The sequence below is a fragment of the Rhizobium sp. RAF36 genome (assembly GCF_052114105.1).
Taxonomy (GTDB): domain Bacteria; phylum Pseudomonadota; class Alphaproteobacteria; order Rhizobiales; family Rhizobiaceae; genus Rhizobium.
Genome location: NZ_JBFREC010000007.1, coordinates 264188 through 281891 on the forward strand (window position 1 = coordinate 264188; position 17704 = coordinate 281891).

Below are 17704 nucleotides of genomic sequence, written 5' to 3' on the forward strand. Positions count from 1 at the left end.
ACCTCCCGTTGGCTTGGCAAGAAGTAGTATATTAGTATCCAACTTAGCGCAAGCGGGTAAAGGCAAGGACTTTTCCACAATGAAAAAGCCGCGGAGATCGCTCTCCGCGGCTTACTTTTGCTATTATTTTTCAGGTACTTAAATTTCTGAAAGCCTGAAGCGGGCAATGAGGTCGCCCTCGCACCACATCGGAAAATTCGTGCCCCACTTGTTGTTGTGGAGATTGAACCGGATGCCGCCGGAGAAATCCGGACGCGCCTTGCAGAAGGTCATGAAGTCCCAGCTTGCGGGTGCTGCGAGCGGCGTATCCAGCGGCTCGATCTGCAGCGCACCGGTGCGCGCGGCGCTGACGGCCTGCAGCTGCGCCCCGCCGCCCTCGGCGATCGCGCCCGACCTGTGCCAAAGCCCCATCTTGCAGAAACTCCACGCCGCATCCCCGGCAGGCGTGACGAAGAAGAAGCTCGCCTCCGGCATGCGATTGGCAGGCTTGGCATACAGCGTCAGCTGAATGGAAAGCGCATCGCCTTCATCCAGGAACCGCAGCGAAACATGCCTTGGCGCTCCATATGACGACGATGCGCGCTCGGGCAGCGAGAGCAGCATCATGTTGCCTGCAGCCGCCTCGAGAACCGGTGAAAACACTTGGGACAGCGCCGCGCCGGATTGGGCGAGGCCAGGCTTGTCATGATCGAGAACCGCCCATTCCTGGCGGTGCGTCAAATAGGTGTCCATATGCCTGCCGACATCGGCTGCATCATAGCTTTCGTAGCGATAGCCAAGAAGCGCGCCGCCGCGGCCCGAGATCACCGTCTCTGCCGGCGTTGCGATCGATGCAATGTCGCCGCTTTGACCGTCGAGCGTCACCGTCCAGCCACCGGTCTTGAGGACCGTTTCTCTACCTGCGATCACCGGGAGTGCTGGAGCCGAAAGCGCGGAAACGGCATCCGTCGCCAATGCCGCGTCGTCAGGCTCGAGCATCGAGACCGCCTTGTCGAGATAGTCGCGCTGCTCCTGCCAGGACTGTTCGGCATAGGCGAAGCGGTAATCGGCCTTGCGCGTCGCCTCGAAATCCGGCCGCGACCAGGCCTTGTCGTCTCGGAGATAGGACTTGATATCGACGCCGCATGTATGTTCGGCCACCATCGCCAGTTCGCGGCCGAAGGCCAGTCTGCTGGCGCTCAACCCTTCGGCGGCGAAACGGTCATAGAGCCGCTGCAGCGCCAAGAAGCGGGCGGTCTTCTGCGGATCGGTGGCGCTGCCATGGATCCAGCTGTCGCCGAGCTCAATGTCGAGAACCGGAAAGCGCTCGCGGGCTTCCCAAAGCAGCGCACCGTAATCTTCCAGCGTCGCGGCGCGGATCACCGCATCCGGCTCGCGATTGCGGATTTCGCGCAGCGCTTCGGCCGTCTGCGGCACGCTTTGCGGACCGATATTGTCGTTGGTATGGGCAAAGCTCAGCCCATCCGAGAAACCTTCAGGGAAATAGGTCTCGCCATAGGAGCGCTGATACATGACCACGACTTCGGCACCATCCGGCGCCCGCCAGCGAAAAACATCCGGCACGCCGGGCGGCGGCGAGGCGGTGTTGACGCCGAGATGCAGGAAGCGGATCCCGGCTTCGGCGAGCAGCGGCACCATGCCGAGCGTATGGCCGGGCACATCCGTCATCTTCGCAGCAATCGTCGTCTTGCCGAAGCGGCGGTCGAGCTCCTGCGAATAGGACAGGCCGGCGCGGAACAGATCCGGCGACGTCAGTTCCGTATGTGTCGTGAACGGCAGGCCGTGCCAGCGGATCAGCCCGCGGTCGATCGCTTGCTCAAGGGCTGCGACTTCCGCGGGCGAGCGCGAATTCAGATGATCCCAGATCAGCCAGGCGCCCGTCGTCCAGATGAACTTCGGCTCATCGGGGTTCTCTGCATGGAAATGCGCCCCGGTTTCGATCGCCTGGGGAATGAACCGCTCGTGATACTGGCGGCGAACCTTCTCCGCGTGATCCGTGAAACCGATATCCAGATGGGTCTTGAAGACCAGATGCACGCGCTTTTCTGACATGTCCATTCCGCTCGCTGGCCTCGGCAACCGCACCGGCCGCTTCGACATCTACGAGACAATGTAAACGTGTTCAAGACGACTTTTGACGCAGGTTGCAAAGCGGAGAGGTCGGCGGATTGCGCGTCTGCCCGTTACAGACGTGAAATCAGAGCTTTATGCTGCAGAAGCAGCTTTGCGCGGAGAAGCTGCAGCCTGTGAAAATCTGTGTAATCGTATGCACAGATCGGCTCAACACCGTCATCCGCCGCGGATCGACCCTCGCCAGATCAACTCCGCATGCAGCCTGATCGACCGCCCCTGTCCGTCGTCCTCCGCGCTTCCGGGCTCCGCCAGAAAAGCGACTGCCTCGCGGGCGATGGCTTCGACGGGCTGGGCGAAAGTGGTGAGATCGTAGGATGACCAGGAGGTCTGTTCGATATCATCGAAGCCGGCGACGCAGAGCTGATCGGGGACCGCCATCATGAACTGATGGCGGGCCGCGTCCATGACACCGCAAGCGAGCAGGTCGTTGGCGCAAAAGATCGCGTCGGGCCTTTCCTTGCGCGTCAGCAGCCGCTGGGCGACGACCTTGCCCGCCTCGTAGCCGGTCGGGCCGAAGCGCTCGACGGCGACCTCCATGCCGAGTGCTGCGGCGGCGGCAACGAAACCATGCTCGCGGGCCATCAGGCTGGGCGTCCCGACCTCCGAATTGGCGAAGGCGAGGCGACGGCAGCCGGCGCGCACGAAGGCGGTGAGGATGCGGCTTGCCGCTTCCTTGTCGTCGAGATTGATCCTGAACGGGCCCGGCTGCGCGTCGTCGCGGTTGATCAGCACCAGCCGCTGGCCATTCTTCAGGCAGAGCTGGGTGATCGACTTGTCGGGCTGACCTGACAGGATGATCGAAGCATCGGCGCGGTAGCGGATCGCCTGGCGTAGTGCTCGGTCAACACTGCCGTCGGAGCGGTCAGTGTTGATCAGCATCGCGATCTTGCCAGAGTTCTGCAGATGTTGCGTCACCGCCCTGATCAGCGACGAGCGATAAGGCGTGCCCATCTCCGAAACAATCAGGCAAACAATGCCGCTCTCGTTGCGCATCAGCCCGCGGGCGAGATGATTGACGTGATATCCGAGCGCCTCGGCCGCCTCCATCACCCGCTTGCGTGTCTCGGGCGCGACGCTGGCCCCTGGTGTAAACGTGCGCGACACAGCCGAACGGGAAACCCCCGCTTTTTCCGCGACTTCCTGCGCGCTGACAAAGACTTTCGTGACCAACTGAATCTCCCCTTGCACGCGACTGTGCACGATATTGCAATTGCGTGCAATATCCCCGCGAATGGATTTATGACAGTTTGTGACAAAAACTGTTGACAGGCTTTCCTGGGTCATGCAGCATTTGCACACGCTTGCAAAGGCGATCGGCGTGGAGGCGCCGCCACATCCAGGAGGAAAGAATGCGTTCAGCTAAACTTGCCGCGGCAGCGCTTGCCGCGAGTGTAACTTTTGCTGCCTTTTCGGCTCATGCCGCTGGCAATCTCAATGTGATCTGCTCGGCAGACCAGGAAGTCTGCGACCTCATGAAGGGGCTGTTCGAAAAGCAGTCCGACATCAAGGTCAACATGGTGCGCCTCTCGGCCGGCGAGACCTATGCGAAGATCCGCGCCGAGGCCCGCAACCCGAAGACCGATATCTGGTGGGCCGGTACCGGCGACCCGCATCTGCAGGCCGCTGCCGAGAACCTGACGCTGGAATACAAGTCGCCGCTGTTCGATCAGCTACAGGATTGGGCGAAGAAGCAGGCCGAAAGCGCCAAGTACCGCACCGTCGGCGTTTATGCCGGTGCGCTCGGCTGGGGCTACAACACCGACATCCTGAAGCAGAAGAACCTCAAGGAACCGAAGTGCTGGGCCGACCTGTTGGATCCGTCCTACAAGGGTGAAATCCAGATCGCCAACCCGAATTCCTCGGGCACGTCCTACAACACGCTGGCAACGCTGGTGCAGATCATGGGCGAGGACAAGGCCTTCGACTACCTGACGAAGCTGAATGCCAACGTCTCCCAATACACCAAGTCGGGTTCGGCACCGGTGAAGGCCGCCGCCCGCGGCGAATCCACCATCGGTATCGTCTTCATGCATGATGCGGTTGCCCAGACCGTCGAAGGCTTCCCGATCAAGGCGGTCGCGCCTTGCGAAGGCACCGGATACGAAATCGGCTCGATGTCGATCGTCAAGGGCGCCAAGAACCTCGAGAACGCCAAGAAGTGGTATGACTGGGCGCTCAGTGCCGATGCACAATCGCACATGAAGGACGCCAAGTCCTTCCAGCTGCCGTCCAACAAGTCGGCCGAGATTCCGAAGGAAGCGCCGAAGTTCGAGGACATCAAGCTCATCGACTACGACTTCGCCAAATACGGCAATCCCGATGTCCGCAAGGCGCTGCTTTCCCGCTGGGACAAGGAAATCGGCGCCAAGGCCAACTGATTTCAAGTGATCTCGATGGCCGGCTGCCGATGGCTGCCGGCCGCCAAGCATAATGCCGTGCTCAAGCGGGAGCGAACCATGAAGAACCACAATCGCAGACTGGATATCGCTCTCGTCTTCGCCATTGCCGCCCTGATACTGCTCCCGTGGTATCGGATCGAAGGCGGCTTCTTCGGCCTTGGGTGGCTGTCTGATTTTCTGGGCGATCCCTCCACGGCGCCCGGCATCCTGCAGATCACCACCTATGGCCGATGGTGGCTCGCGATCGCCGTCTTCCTCGTATTGCTAGGCGGCATCGCGCGCTTCCTTCCCGATCCGAAACGCCGTGCTACGCTGCTGGCCTGGGCCGGTGGCCTGGGCGTGCTTTTCCTGACGATCGAGGGATTGGCGATCAATCTCTCCGGCTGGAGCTGGACATTCGCCGAAACCCTCTTCGGCGCGCTCCCTGACGGACAGCCGTCGATGGGCGCTGGCGCAGTGGTGACCGGCGTCGTCTTCGTGTTTCTCTTCGCCTTCGGCCTTGCCGAACGCGGCGTGATGAAAGGCGACGCCTTCGTGGTCGGCGCTATCGCCATGCTGGTGTTCCTTGTCGCCATCTTCGTGTTCTACCCCGTCGGCAGCATGTTCGTTGGCGCCTTTCAGGATTTCGACGGCTCCTTCAATCCGACCGGCTTTCTCACCAATATCCAGGATTCATCGGTCTGGAGCCTTGGCTGCGTCGTTGGCGGCGAGCGTTGCGGCGTTGCCTGGCGTACCCTCTGGCTGGCGATCATGACGGCCGCCGGATCGACGACGCTCGGGCTCTGCTTCGCGCTGGTCGCCACCCGCACCCGCTTTCCCTACAAGAAGGGTCTGCGGCTGCTGACCATCCTGCCGATCATCACGCCGCCCTTCGTCGTCGGCCTGGCGCTCACCCTGCTCTTCGGCCGTTCCGGTGTCGCCACACAGCTTGTATCTTCCCTGCTTGGCGTCGAGCCCGGCCGCTGGCTCTATGGCCTGACAGGCATCTGGATCGCTCAGGTTCTATCCTTCACGCCGATTTCCTTCCTGGTGCTAATCGGGGTCGTCGAAGGCGTCAGCCCGTCGATGGAGGAAGCATCGCAGACGCTGCGCGCCGATCGCTGGCGCACCTTCTGGCGCGTCTCGCTGCCGCTGATGAAGCCCGGCCTCGCCAATGCCTTCCTCATCGGCTTCATCGAAAGCATGGCCGATTTCGGCAATCCGATGGTGCTCGGCGGCAGCCATGGCGTGCTGTCGACGGAGATCTTCTTTGCCGTCGTCGGCTCGCAGAACGATCCGGCCCGCGCCGCCGTGCTCGCCATGATCCTGCTCGTCTTCACCATGTCGGCCTTCATCGCCCAGCGTTTCTGGCTGCAGGGCAAGAGCTATGCGACGGTGACGGGCAAGGGCGATTCCGGCCAGCATATCGCCCTGCCGCGCGGCGTCTCGATTGCCGTTCACTCCCTCGTCATCCCCTGGGCGATCTTCACCATCGTCGTCTACGCGATGATCCTGTTCGGCGGTTTCGTGCGCACCTGGGGCCTCGACAATACGCTGACATTCGAACACTACATCCGCGCCTTCTCGATCGGGTTCCGTGATGACGGCGGCCTGGCGTGGACGGGGGTCGCCTGGAATTCGTTCTGGACGACAATGGAGATCGCCCTGATCTCCGCCCCGCTCACGGCTGCTGTCGGCCTGCTGACCGCCTATATCATCGTCCGCCAGAAGTTCGTCGGCCGCAACGTATTCGAATTCGCGCTGATGCTGAGCTTCGCGATCCCCGGCACGGTCATCGGCATCAGCTACATCATGGCCTTCAACCTGCCGCCGCTGGAAATGACGGGGACGGCGCTGATCCTCGTTGCCTGCTTCGTCTTCCGTAACATGCCGGTCGGCGTGCGCGGCGGCGTGGCGGCCATGAGCCAGCTCGACAAGAGCCTCGACGAGGCATCGCTGACGCTGCGCGCCAACAGCTTCCGGACGATCCGCAAGGTCATCCTACCGCTGCTGCGCCCGGCCATCACCGCAGCCCTCGTCTATTCCTTCGTGCGTGCCATCACCTCTATCAGCGCCGTGATCTTCCTGGTCAGCGCCGAATACAACATGTCCACCGCCTATATCGTCGGCCTTGTCGAGAATGGCGAGTATGGCGTTGCCATCGCCTATTCCTCGGCCCTCATCGTCGTCATGGTCACGGTCATCGCAGGCTTCCAGTTCCTCGTCGGCGAACGCCGCCTGCGCCGCGAAAACCGCGTCGCCATGGCGGCACCGGCGGCCATAGCATCCGCACCTCTCGGTCAGGAGAAAACCGCATGAGCAGCAACAAACCCGGTTCCGTCGTCTTCGAGAACGTGCGCAAGACCTTCGGCGCCTTCACCGCCATCCCCGATCTGTCTTTGACGATCGAGCCCGGCACGCTGGTGACGCTGCTCGGCCCATCCGGCTGCGGCAAGACGACGACGCTGCGGATGCTCGCCGGTCTCGAACATCCAAGCGCCGGCCGCATCCTGATCGGCGGCAAGGACGTGACGATGCTGCCGGCCAACGAGCGCGATGTGTCGATGGTCTTCCAGTCCTACGCGCTGTTCCCACACATGACCTCGCTCGATAACGTTGCCTACGGGCTGGAATCGTCGGGCATCAAGCGCAAGGAAGCGCGCGAGCGCGCCGAGGAAGGCCTGAAGCTCGTCGGCCTTGGCGGCATGGGCCAGCGGCTTCCGGCCGAACTCTCCGGCGGCCAGCAGCAGCGTGTCGCGGTCGCCCGCGCCTTGGTGCTGGAGCCGCAGGTACTGCTGCTCGACGAGCCACTCTCGAACCTCGACGCCCGGCTCCGCCGCCGCGTCCGCACCGAGATTCGCGAGCTGCAGCAGCGGCTCGGCTTCACCGCCGTCTATGTCACGCATGATCAGGACGAGGCGCTTGCCGTCTCCGACCAGATCATCGTCATGAAGGATGGCGAAGTTGCGCAGAAGGGGGCGCCGCGCGATCTCTACGACCAGCCGGTGTCGGCCTTCATCGCCGACTTCATGGGCGAGGCCAATGTCGTACCCTGCAATGTCGTCGGCATCGATGGCGATCACGCGACGATCAATGTCGAGGGCCTGACGCATCGCATCTCCGGCCGCAACATGCGCCCCGGCCCGGCGCAATTGGCGGTACGCCCGAACGCCATCACGCTGGCGCCGAAAAACGGCGGCGCCTTCAGCGGCCAGATCACCCATGCCGCCTATCTCGGCGATCATGTGGAGTATGAAGTCAAAACCAGCAACGGCACGCTCTTCGTCGTCGATCCCGCAGTGGAAAGGGCTTTTGCGCCTTTGACAGAGGTGGAGATCGGCTTCAAGGATCGCGGCATTGCCATCATCGGCGGCTGAACGCCGCATTTCATCAAGGGAAGATTTTCATGACGTCGCATGTCGTACCCGGGCTCGAAGCGCGCCTTGCGCTGGCCGAAGCCGTGGCCCGCGAGGCCGGAGCCGTGGCGCTCGATTATTTCAAGCGCCGCGAAACGCTTGTGATCGAAACCAAGCGCGACCCGCAGGACGTGGTCTCGATCGCCGACCGCGAAGTGGAAAACCTGATCCGCAAGCGCTTCAACGAAGCCTACCCCACCGATGGCGTTCTCGGCGAGGAATACGGCCTGGAGACCGGCACATCGGGCTTCACCTGGGTGGTCGATCCGATCGACGGTACCAGCCCCTTCGTCAACGGCATGCCGAACTGGTGCGTGTCGATCGGCCTGCTGCATGAAGGCGTACCTGTGGTCGGCGTCATCTCGGCGCCCTGCCACGACGAGCTCTATGCGGCGGCTCTCGGCATGGGTGCGACGCTGAACGGCAAGAAGCTGTCGCTCGACCCGTCGCGTACCATCCGCAACGCCGTCACCGGCATCGGCGCCAACAACCATGTGACGCCGGCCTTCGTCGGCAAGATGGTGGAAAGCCTGCTGGAAGCCGGCGGCAACTTCATCCGCAATGGCTCCGGCGCGCTGATGCTCGCCTATGTCGCGGCCGGCCGCCTGGTCGGCTATTACGAACCGTACATGCACGCCTGGGATTGCATGGCGGGCTATTGCCTCGTCAAGGAAGCCGGCGGCTGGTACCACCCCTTCCCGACCGAAGGCGAGCGCCTGACCAAGGGATCGCCGGTTTTGGCCACCGCTCCCGGCGCCACCGACGATCTGCGCAAGATCGCCGGTATTTAAGGGATTCCGCATCTTCCACCTGCCCAATCCGGCGTCATCGGCGCCGGATTTTTTGTGCATGGCGAAGATCGCAGCCTAATTTTTGTGCGCTGCAAAAATTGCACAAAAAACCGCTTGACGAGGTGAACCAATATGGTTTTGGATTGAACCAATAAGAAATTGGTTCGGACCATTCGCATGGATGAGACCACGGGGAACTCCAATTACGCACTCGACAAGCTGCGTGCGCTGCTGCGCTCGGACAGCCTCGATGCCGATGGCAAGCTGCCGACGGAGCGGGCACTTTCGGAGATGCTCGACGTCAGCCGCCGGGCCATCCGCCGCGCGCTCGAAGTTCTCGAAGCCGAGGGATTGATCTGGCGCCGCCAGGGATCCGGCACCTTTGCCGGAAGGCGCCCCGACGGCTGGAGCGAGCATGTGGATTCGATCGTCGCCGGCACCGACCTGATGGAAATCATGGAAGTGCGCCTGCGCATCGAGCCGCAGCTCGCTCAGCTTGCCGCCATCCGCGCCAAGAAGCACGACGTCGAGCGGATGTATGAGCTGGTCAAGAAGATCTACGAAAGCACCGATGCCGACGGCCGCGAACTGTGGGACGGCGCGCTGCACCGCCATATCGCCCAATCAGCCGGCAACCAGTTTTTCCTGACGATCTTCGACGTCATCAACCGCGTGCGCCAGGATGAAGCCTGGCAGACGATCCGCGAACGCGCCCGCGCCGCCAGCAAGACGCGCACGGTGACCTACGGACAGCATACCGCAATCGTCGATGCCATTGCCGCCCGCGATCCCGCGAGAGCCGGCGAAGCGATGCGCCAGCACCTGCTGACGCTGCAGGAGAGCCTGGTCCGCATGACCTCGCTCGACCACCAGATACCGGAGACCAAAGAAGAGCTCACCTGAAGAGCCACCGGCAATGAAGCAAACAAAAAGAACCAGAGGAGAGTGAAATGAAGACCGCCAGTTATGTGACGACCCTTCTAGCCGGGGCAATTGTTGCCCTCCCATCCTTTGCCGCCGAGCTTAAGATCGGCCTGCAGGACGATGCCGACGTGCTCGATCCCGCGCAGTCGCGCACCTTCGTCGGCCGCATCGTCTATACCGCGATGTGCGACAAGCTCGTCGACGTGACCCCCGACCTGAAAATCGTGCCGCAGCTCGCGACCGAATGGAAATGGTCCGACGACGGCAAGACGCTGACCATGAAGCTGCGCGAAGGCGTCAAGTTCCACGACGAAACACCGATGAACGCCGCGGCCGTGGTCGCCACCATCGAGCGCAACATGACGCTGCCGGAATCGCGCCGCAAGAGCGAGCTGACCTCGGTCGAGAAGGTCGAGGCTTCGGGCGAATACGAGGTGAAGTTCACGCTGAAGAGCCCTGACGTGACGCTGCTTGCCCAGCTTTCTGACCGCGCCGGCATGATCGTTTCGCCGAAGGCTGCCAAGGAACTCGGCGCCAATTTCGGCAATCATCCGGTCTGCGCCGGTCCCTTCAAGTTCGTCGAGCGTGTCCAGCAGGACCGCATCGTGCTCGAGAAGTTCAAGGATTACTGGAACAAGGACAATATCTTCGTCGACAAGGTCACCTACCTGCCGATCCCGGATACCACGGTGCGCCTCGCCAACCTGCGCTCCGGCGATCTCGACATGATCGAGCGCCTGGCGCCGACCGACGCCGCTTCGGTGAAGGAAGATACGACCCTCACCTATGCCGATGCGATCGGCACCGGCTACATGGCGCTCTACGCCAATGTCGGCAACGGCGCCCGCGCCGACAATCCGTTCGGCAAGGACAAGCGCCTGCGCCAAGCCTTCTCGCTGGCGCTCGACCGCGATGCGCTGAACCAGATCGTCTATGAAGGCACCTCGGTTGCCGGCAACCAGTCGTTCCCGCCGAACAGCCCATGGTTCGACAAGGACATCCCGGTTCCGGCCCGCGATCTCGACAAGGCCAAGGCGCTGATCAAGGAAGCCGGTTTCGACCGCGTGCCGATCGAGTTGCAGGTGCAGAACAACCCGGTCGCCTCGCAGATGATGCAGGTCGTCCAGTCGATGGTTGCCGAAGCCGGCTTCGACGTCACCATCCGCTCTACGGAATTCGCAACGCTGCTGTCGGAGCAGACGGCGGGCAACTACCAGCTCAGCCGCTCGGACTGGTCCGGTCGTATCGATCCTGATGGCAACATCCACCAGTTCATCACCTGCAAGGGCGGCATCAACGATACCAAGTATTGCAACGCCGAGGTCGACAAGCTGCTGAACGAGGCCCGTGCGTCCACCGACGACGCGGTCCGCAAGCAGAAGTATGACGCCGCGGCCGTCATCCTCAACGACGACATGCCGATCATCTATCTCGGCCATAACTCGTGGATCTGGGCGATGCACAAGAACGTCACCGGCTTCGTCGCCTCGCCTGACGGCATGATCCGCCTGACCGGCGTCAAGAAGGAAGGCTGAACCAGCCATCGCGGCGGCGGGTAGTGCCCGCCGCCTCTCCCCGCTCGCTCAGGATCGTTCATGTATACCTACATCGCCAAGCGGCTTCTCGTCGCCATTCCGACGCTGCTGATCATATCGGTCTTCGTCTTCTCGCTGCAGAAGCTGCTGCCGGGTGACCCCATCCTCGCCATGGCCGGCGAAGAGCGGGATCCGCAGGTCATCGAATATCTGCGCGAGAAATACCGGCTGAACGATCCCGTGCCTTACCAGTATGTTTCCTGGCTGGGCTCGGTGCTGCAGGGCGATCTCGGCATTTCGCTCAGAACCAATCAGCCGGTTCTGGAATTGGTGGCCGAGAAACTTCCGGTCACCATTCAGCTCGCCATCATGTCGATGATCTTCGCCTTCGTGATCGGCGTTCCCATGGGCATTCTGGCGGCCGTGAAGAAGAACACCGCGTTCGACTACATCGCCAACCTGATTGCGCTTTCCGGGCTTTCGATCCCGAATTTCTGGCTCGGCATCATGCTGATCCTGCTGGTCTCGGTGAAACTCGGCTGGCTGCCCGCCTCCGGATACGAGCCCTTCTTCAATGACCCGATCCGCTCGATCCAGACGATGTTGATGCCATCCTTCGTGCTTGGCAACGCGCTGGCCGCGACGCTGATGCGGCACACGCGCTCGGCGATGCTGAGCGTGCTCAGCGCCGACTATATCCGCACCGCCCGCGCCAAGGGCCTCTCCGAGCGATCGGTCGTCCTCGAACATAGCTTCCGCAATGCAGTGCTGCCGATCGTGACGCTCAGCGCCCTGCTCTTCGGCGAACTCCTGGCGGGTGCGGTTCTCACCGAGCAGATCTTCACCATTCCGGGCTTCGGCAAGCTAATCGTCGATGCCGTCTTCAACCGTGACTATGCGGTCGTCCAGGGTGTCGTGCTTTGCACCGCGATCGGCTTCATCCTGATGAATCTCATCGCCGATATCCTCTATGTCCTACTCAATCCGCGCATGAGGGCCTCGCTATGACCGCCATCGATCAGGTCGCCGTCACCACGGAACAGCGTGTGCCGAGCCGCGCCTGGCGCAAGCTGAAGGCCAACAAGGGCGCGCTTGCCGGTCTCTGCATCATCGCCTTCTTCGCGATCCTGGCGATTGCGGCACCTCTGCTGCCCATTCCCGATCCGAACGGCACGAGCTGGTCGGCGATCCGCAAGGCACCATCGGCTGCCCATTGGCTCGGCACCGACGACCTCGGCCGCGACATCCTTTCGCGGATGATCTGGGGCGCCCAGGCCTCGCTGATGGCGGGCGTCTTCTCGGTGGCGATCGCCGTCATCGTCGGCGTGCCCTTCGGCCTGATGGCCGGCTATTTCGGCGGTTGGGTCGATCAGATCATCTCGCGTATCACCGAAGCCTTCCTTGCCATGCCGTTCCTGATCACCGCGATTGCGCTTGCCGCCTTCCTGGGCCCGAGCCTCACCAACGCGATGATTGCCATCGGCCTTTCGGCCATGCCGATCTTCATCCGCCTGACCCGCGGCCAGGTGCTGGCCGTCAAGACGGAGGAATATGTCGAGGGGGCCCGCTCCATCGGCCTCCGGCATTTCAGGATCATCACTCGCTACATCCTGCCGAATGTCGCCGCCCCCATTCTCGTGCAGGCGACGCTGACGATTGCGACAGCGATCATCGCCGAGGCCAGCCTCTCCTTCCTCGGCCTCGGCCAGCAGCCGCCCGCCGCCAGCTGGGGCTCGATGCTGAACGTTGCCAAGAATTTCCTCTCCCAAGCCCCATGGATGGCGATGTGGCCGGGGGCGGCGATCTTCCTCGTCGTCATCGGCTTCAATCTCCTCGGCGACGGCCTGCGCGATGCGCTCGATCCGCGCGAAGCATGATTTCCTGAAAGGACATTCGAAATGACCGCATTCACGACCCGTCCCGAAATCCTCGGCACGTTCGGCGTCGTCACCTCCACCCACTGGATCGCCTCGGCGGTCGGCATGAGCATTCTCGAAAAGGGCGGCAACGCCTTCGATGCGGCTGTCGCGACCGGCTTCGTCCTGCAGATCGTCGAGCCGCATCTCTGCGGCCCGGGCGGCGACATGCCCGCGGTCCTCTACTCGAAGAAGAAGGACAAGGTCGAGGTCATCTGTGCGCAGGGCCCGGCCCCTGCAGGCGCGACTATCGAGCATTACAAATCCGAAGGCCTGAAGCTGATCCCCGGCGACGGTCTGCTTTCGACCGTCATTCCCGGCAGCTTCGACGGCTGGATGCTGATGCTGCGCGACTACGGCACGATGAGCGTTCGCGACGTGCTGGAACCGGCGATCTATTACGCGGAGAACGGTCACCCGATGCTGCCGCGCGTCTCGGCGACCATTGCAGGCCTCGCCTCCTTCTTCGAGAAAGAATGGCCGACATCCCATAAGACCTGGATGCCCGGTGGCGCCGCACCCGAGCCGCTCTCCAACTTCAAGAACCCGGTTCTCGCCGAGACCTGGAAGCGGATCATCGCGGAGGCGGAAGCCAAGCGCGGCCGCGAAGAACAGGTCGAGGCTGCGCGCGATGCCTTCTACCGCGGCTTCGTCGCCGAGGCGATCGAGCGCTATGCCGGTTCGACCGAGGTGATGGATGCGAGTGGCATCAAGCATAAGGGCGTCATCACCGCCGATGACATGGCGAACTGGTCGGCCACGATCGAAGCGCCGCAGACCTACGACTACCACGGCTGGACGGTGGCCAAGATCGGCCCCTGGGGACAGGGACCCGTCTTCCTGCAGACGCTGGCGCTCCTGAAGGGCATCGATATCGCCTCTATGGATCCTGTTGGCGCCGACTTCGTCCATACCGTTACCGAAGCGATGAAGCTCGCCTTCGCCGACCGCGAAATCTACTATGGCGATCCCAATTTCTCGAAGATCCCGATCGAGCATCTGCTGTCGGACGCCTATAGTGACGAGCGCCGTCAGCTGATCAAGCCAGAGGCATCGCTGGAACTGCAGCCGGGTATCGTGCCGGGCTTCGAGGACCAGTATGCGCTGACGATGGAGATGCTCGGCGTCACCTCCAAGACCGGCGCGGTCTATGAGCCGACCATGGCGCATCTCTCCGAAAAGCGCGGCGACACCGTCCATATCGACGTCATCGACCGCGAGGGCAACATGGTGTCGATCACCCCTTCGGGCGGCTGGCTGCAGTCTTCGCCGACGGTGCCCGGCCTTGGCTTCTGCCTCAATTCCCGCGCCCAAATGTTCTGGCTGAAGCCCGGCCTGCCGACCTCGCTTACCCCCGGCAAGCGCCCGCGCACAACGCTGACGCCGTCGATCGCGCTTCATGAAGGACGCCCGACCTTGTCCTTCGGCACGCCCGGCGGCGACCAGCAGGAGCAGTGGCAGCTTTCCTTCTTCCTGCGTTATGTCCATTACAAGATGAACCTGCAGGCGGCAATCGACCAGCCGCTGTTCCACACCTCGCATTTCCCGGGCTCCTTCTATCCGCGCACTCGCGAGCCGGGCAGCCTGATGGCAGAAGCGAATTTCGGCGAGGGCGTTCTCGAGGCCCTGCGCAAAAAGGGCCACAAGCTCACCGTCGCCGATCCGTGGACCGTTGGCCGCCTGACCGCCGCACGGCGCGATGCGGATGGGCTGCTGCGGGCTGCGGCGACCCCGCGCCTGATGCAGGCCTATGCGGTGGGGAGATAGACCGTGACCTATTCCATCGTCGCCCGTGACCCCAGCACCGGACATCTCGGCATCGCCGTCGCCAGCCGCTTCTTCGCCGTTGGCGGCATCGTCCCGCATGTTCGAGGCGGGATCGGTGCGGCGGCGAAGCAGGCTTTCGTCAATCCGCTGAACGGCGTCGATGGCTTGGCGATGCTTGGTGCCGGGCAAGCGCCGGAAGCGATCGTCGCCGAACTGGCCGCCCGCGACGATGGCCGTGATCAGCGGCAGTTCCACATGATCGACGCGACCGGCCGCAATGCCGCCTTTACCGGCGAGAAATGCATCGACTGGGCCGGGCATCTGATAGCTGACAACGTTTCCGTTGCCGGCAACATGCTTGCCGGTCCCGAGGTGATCGCAGCAACGCTCGCGGCCTATCAGAAGACCGCAGGCAAGCCGCTGGCCGAGCGGCTGCTGGAGGCCATGCACGCCGGCGAGGATGCCGGCGGCGACAAGCGCGGCAAGCAATCGGCCGCCCTCGTCATCTACCGCGACCAGGATTACGCCTGGCTCAATATCCGCGCCGACGATCATACCGATCCGCTGGAGGAATTGCGGCGGCTCTATGCGGTCGCCAGCGAGCGCTACCTCTATGTCGCCGAGACGATGGCGACGCGCCAGAACCCGAGCGGCATGATCGACCGGCGCGAGATCGACGCGAGAATTGCCGCCGTCGAAGCAGCCCGCATTGCCGAAGGGCGGCCCTCGGCCTCCTTTGCCACGCCGCTCAAGACCTGAGACCGAACCATGAAGCAGGAAAAAGACATGGGTGAAGCTGCAAATCCGGTGCTTTCGGTCAAGAACCTGACCACGTCGTTTCTGGTCGATGGTGCCTGGAAGCCCGTCGTGCGCGACGTCTCCTTCGATGTCATGCCCGGCGAGACTGTGGCGATCGTCGGCGAATCCGGCTCGGGCAAGAGCGTTACCTCGCTGTCGATCATGCGGCTTCTGGCCAAGAAGCAGAGCCGCGTCGAGGGTAGTATCCTGCTGAACGGCAAGGACATTCTGGCGCTGTCCGACAAGGAAATGCGCAACGTCCGCGGCAACGACGCGGCGATGATCTTCCAGGAGCCGATGACCTCGCTGAACCCGATCTTCACGATCGGCCGCCAGATCTCCGAGGCGCTGACCTGCCATGGTGAGATGACCAAATCGGAAGCCCGGGCCGAGACGATCCGGTTGCTCGAAAAGGTCCGCATTCCGAATGCATCCTCCCGCTTCGGCGAATATCCGCACCAGTTTTCCGGCGGCATGCGCCAGCGCGTGATGATCGCGATGGCACTTGCTTCCCGGCCGAAGCTTTTGATCGCCGACGAGCCGACGACGGCGCTCGATGTGACGATCCAGGGCCAGATCCTCGACCTGATCAAACTGTTGCAGGAAGAGGAAGGCATGTCCGTTCTCTTCATCACTCACGACATGGGCGTTGTCGCCGAAATCTCCGACCGCACCATCGTCATGTATCGCGGCGAAGCCGTCGAGGCCGGGCCGACCGACGATATCTTCCACCGCGGCAAGCACCCCTATACCCGCGCGCTGCTCTCGGCCGTTCCACGGCTGGGCTCGATGACCGGCCACCAGTGGCCGCTGCGCTTTCCTGTCGTCGACACCACCACCGGCGAGCGTACCGAGCCAGTTGCTGTCGCCGATACCGTCGATCGCGGCAAGACGCCGATCCTCGAGGTCAAGAACCTGACGACGCGCTTCGCAATCCGAGGCGGCGTTTTCGGCACGCGCACCGGCGCGATCCACGCCGTCGAGGATGTCTCCTTCGACCTTTTTCAGGGCGAGACGCTGTCGCTGGTTGGCGAATCCGGCTGCGGCAAGTCGACGACCGGCCGATCGATCACCCGGCTGATCGAGCCGAATGCCGGCACCGTCAATCTCGACGGCTACGACATGACGGGGCTGGACTCATCGCGCCTCCGGCACATGCGCCGCAGCATCCAGATGATCTTCCAGGATCCCTTCGCCAGCCTCAATCCACGCATGACCATCGGCGCCACCGTCAGCGAGCCGATCGTCGCCCATGATCTCGGAACCCGGGCGCAGGCGCGCGACAAGGCCGCCGACCTCCTCGAACGCGTCGGCCTGAAGCCTGACATGATGGAGCGCTATCCGCACGAATTTTCCGGCGGCCAGCGCCAGCGCATCTGCATCGCCCGGGCGCTGGCGCTCGATCCGAAGGTCATCGTCGCCGACGAGAGCGTTTCGGCCCTCGACGTCTCGATAAAGGCACAGGTCTGCAATCTGCTGATGGACCTGCAGCAGAGCCTCAAGCTGGCCTTCCTGTTCATCTCGCACGACATGGCCGTCGTCGAGCGCGTCAGCCATCGCGTCGCGGTGATGTATCTCGGCGAGATCGTCGAGATCGGCCCGCGCGAGGCGGTGTTCGGCAATCCGCAGCACCCCTATACCAAGAAGCTGATTGCCGCCGTTCCGGTTCCCGATCCGTCGCGCCGCGGCATCAAGCGCGGGCTCTCCACTGACGAATTGAAAAGCCCGGTACGCCCGCTCGGCTATGTGCCGCCAAAGCGCTGCTACAAGAGCCTCGGCGAGGGGCATCTGGTTCAGGTCGAGGCCTGAGACATGCACCCCAGCAGCGATGCGGGCCGCTCTCGATCCGAATATTAATTCCCTGTAATTCTTACCGTTTTGCAATGAAACGGTAATGAACATTTAATTTGTAAATGAACCCCGAGCGGCGCATATCAGTATCAAGCGCTAATTCTTCATGAACACCAGTAATCGCTAAGTAAAGCGGCGGTTTTTAATTTGAAGAGTTTGTGCATTTCGCCCGACGCCCGCGTTCCCCGGAACATC

13 protein-coding genes are annotated in these 17704 nt (G+C 62.6%); 11 read left to right on the forward strand and 2 right to left on the reverse strand.

Translation table 11 applies throughout. The features are described 5' to 3' along the window. Window positions 1-138 precede the first annotated feature (138 nt). Window positions 139-2052 (reverse strand): DUF5054 domain-containing protein, encoded by a 1914-nt coding sequence (locus tag AB4Z25_RS23120; protein ID WP_442209277.1) that lies wholly within the window; start codon window positions 2050-2052, stop codon window positions 139-141. A gap of 237 nt (window positions 2053-2289) precedes the next feature. Continuing rightward, on the reverse strand, window positions 2290-3303 hold the full coding sequence (locus AB4Z25_RS23125; protein WP_442209279.1) for a LacI family DNA-binding transcriptional regulator: 1014 nt from the start codon (window positions 3301-3303) through the stop codon (window positions 2290-2292). Between the two features lie 179 nt (window positions 3304-3482). Between AB4Z25_RS23125 and AB4Z25_RS23130 the strand changes: the two genes are divergently transcribed. The 11 genes from AB4Z25_RS23130 to AB4Z25_RS23180 all read left to right on the forward strand — a co-directional run bounded on the left by AB4Z25_RS23130 (window position 3483) and on the right by AB4Z25_RS23180 (window position 17467). After that, window positions 3483-4511, forward strand: a complete 1029-nt coding sequence (locus AB4Z25_RS23130) for an ABC transporter substrate-binding protein (RefSeq protein WP_112388852.1) — start codon at window positions 3483-3485, stop codon at window positions 4509-4511. A gap of 78 nt (window positions 4512-4589) precedes the next feature. Next, window positions 4590-6830 (forward strand): ABC transporter permease, encoded by a 2241-nt coding sequence (locus tag AB4Z25_RS23135; protein WP_442209281.1) that lies wholly within the window; start codon window positions 4590-4592, stop codon window positions 6828-6830. Then, window positions 6827-7888, forward strand: a complete 1062-nt coding sequence (locus tag AB4Z25_RS23140; protein WP_112388851.1) for an ABC transporter ATP-binding protein — start codon at window positions 6827-6829, stop codon at window positions 7886-7888. The genes AB4Z25_RS23135 and AB4Z25_RS23140 overlap by 4 nt, the downstream gene beginning before the upstream one ends. Window positions 7889-7917: 29 nt before the next feature. Further along, window positions 7918-8718, forward strand: a complete 801-nt coding sequence (locus AB4Z25_RS23145; protein ID WP_442209284.1) for an inositol monophosphatase family protein — start codon at window positions 7918-7920, stop codon at window positions 8716-8718. Window positions 8719-8889: 171 nt separating this feature from the next. Beyond that, window positions 8890-9621, forward strand: coding sequence for a FadR/GntR family transcriptional regulator (locus AB4Z25_RS23150; protein ID WP_112538782.1), 732 nt, complete (start codon window positions 8890-8892; stop codon window positions 9619-9621). 47 nt (window positions 9622-9668) lie between these two features. Continuing rightward, window positions 9669-11177, forward strand: coding sequence for an ABC transporter substrate-binding protein (locus AB4Z25_RS23155; protein WP_442209286.1), 1509 nt, complete (start codon window positions 9669-9671; stop codon window positions 11175-11177). Between the two features lie 60 nt (window positions 11178-11237). Beyond that, window positions 11238-12185, forward strand: a complete 948-nt coding sequence (locus AB4Z25_RS23160; RefSeq protein WP_112388847.1) for an ABC transporter permease — start codon at window positions 11238-11240, stop codon at window positions 12183-12185. After that, entirely contained in the window at window positions 12182-13054 is an 873-nt protein-coding gene (locus AB4Z25_RS23165) for an ABC transporter permease (RefSeq protein ID WP_112538753.1), read from the forward strand. Before AB4Z25_RS23160 ends, AB4Z25_RS23165 begins: the two co-directional genes overlap by 4 nt. A gap of 21 nt (window positions 13055-13075) precedes the next feature. After that, the gene (locus tag AB4Z25_RS23170) at window positions 13076-14860 is read left to right on the forward strand and encodes a gamma-glutamyltransferase family protein (RefSeq protein ID WP_442209288.1); all 1785 of its coding nucleotides are present in this window, start codon (window positions 13076-13078) and stop codon (window positions 14858-14860) included. A 3-nt stretch (window positions 14861-14863) separates the two neighbouring features. Continuing rightward, window positions 14864-15619: a DUF1028 domain-containing protein gene (locus AB4Z25_RS23175; RefSeq protein WP_442209290.1), complete on the forward strand. Its 756-nt coding sequence runs from the start codon at window positions 14864-14866 to the stop codon at window positions 15617-15619. 27 nt (window positions 15620-15646) lie between these two features. Further along, window positions 15647-17467, forward strand: coding sequence for an ABC transporter ATP-binding protein (locus tag AB4Z25_RS23180; protein WP_442209292.1), 1821 nt, complete (start codon window positions 15647-15649; stop codon window positions 17465-17467). The last annotated feature ends 237 nt before the right edge of the window (window positions 17468-17704 follow it).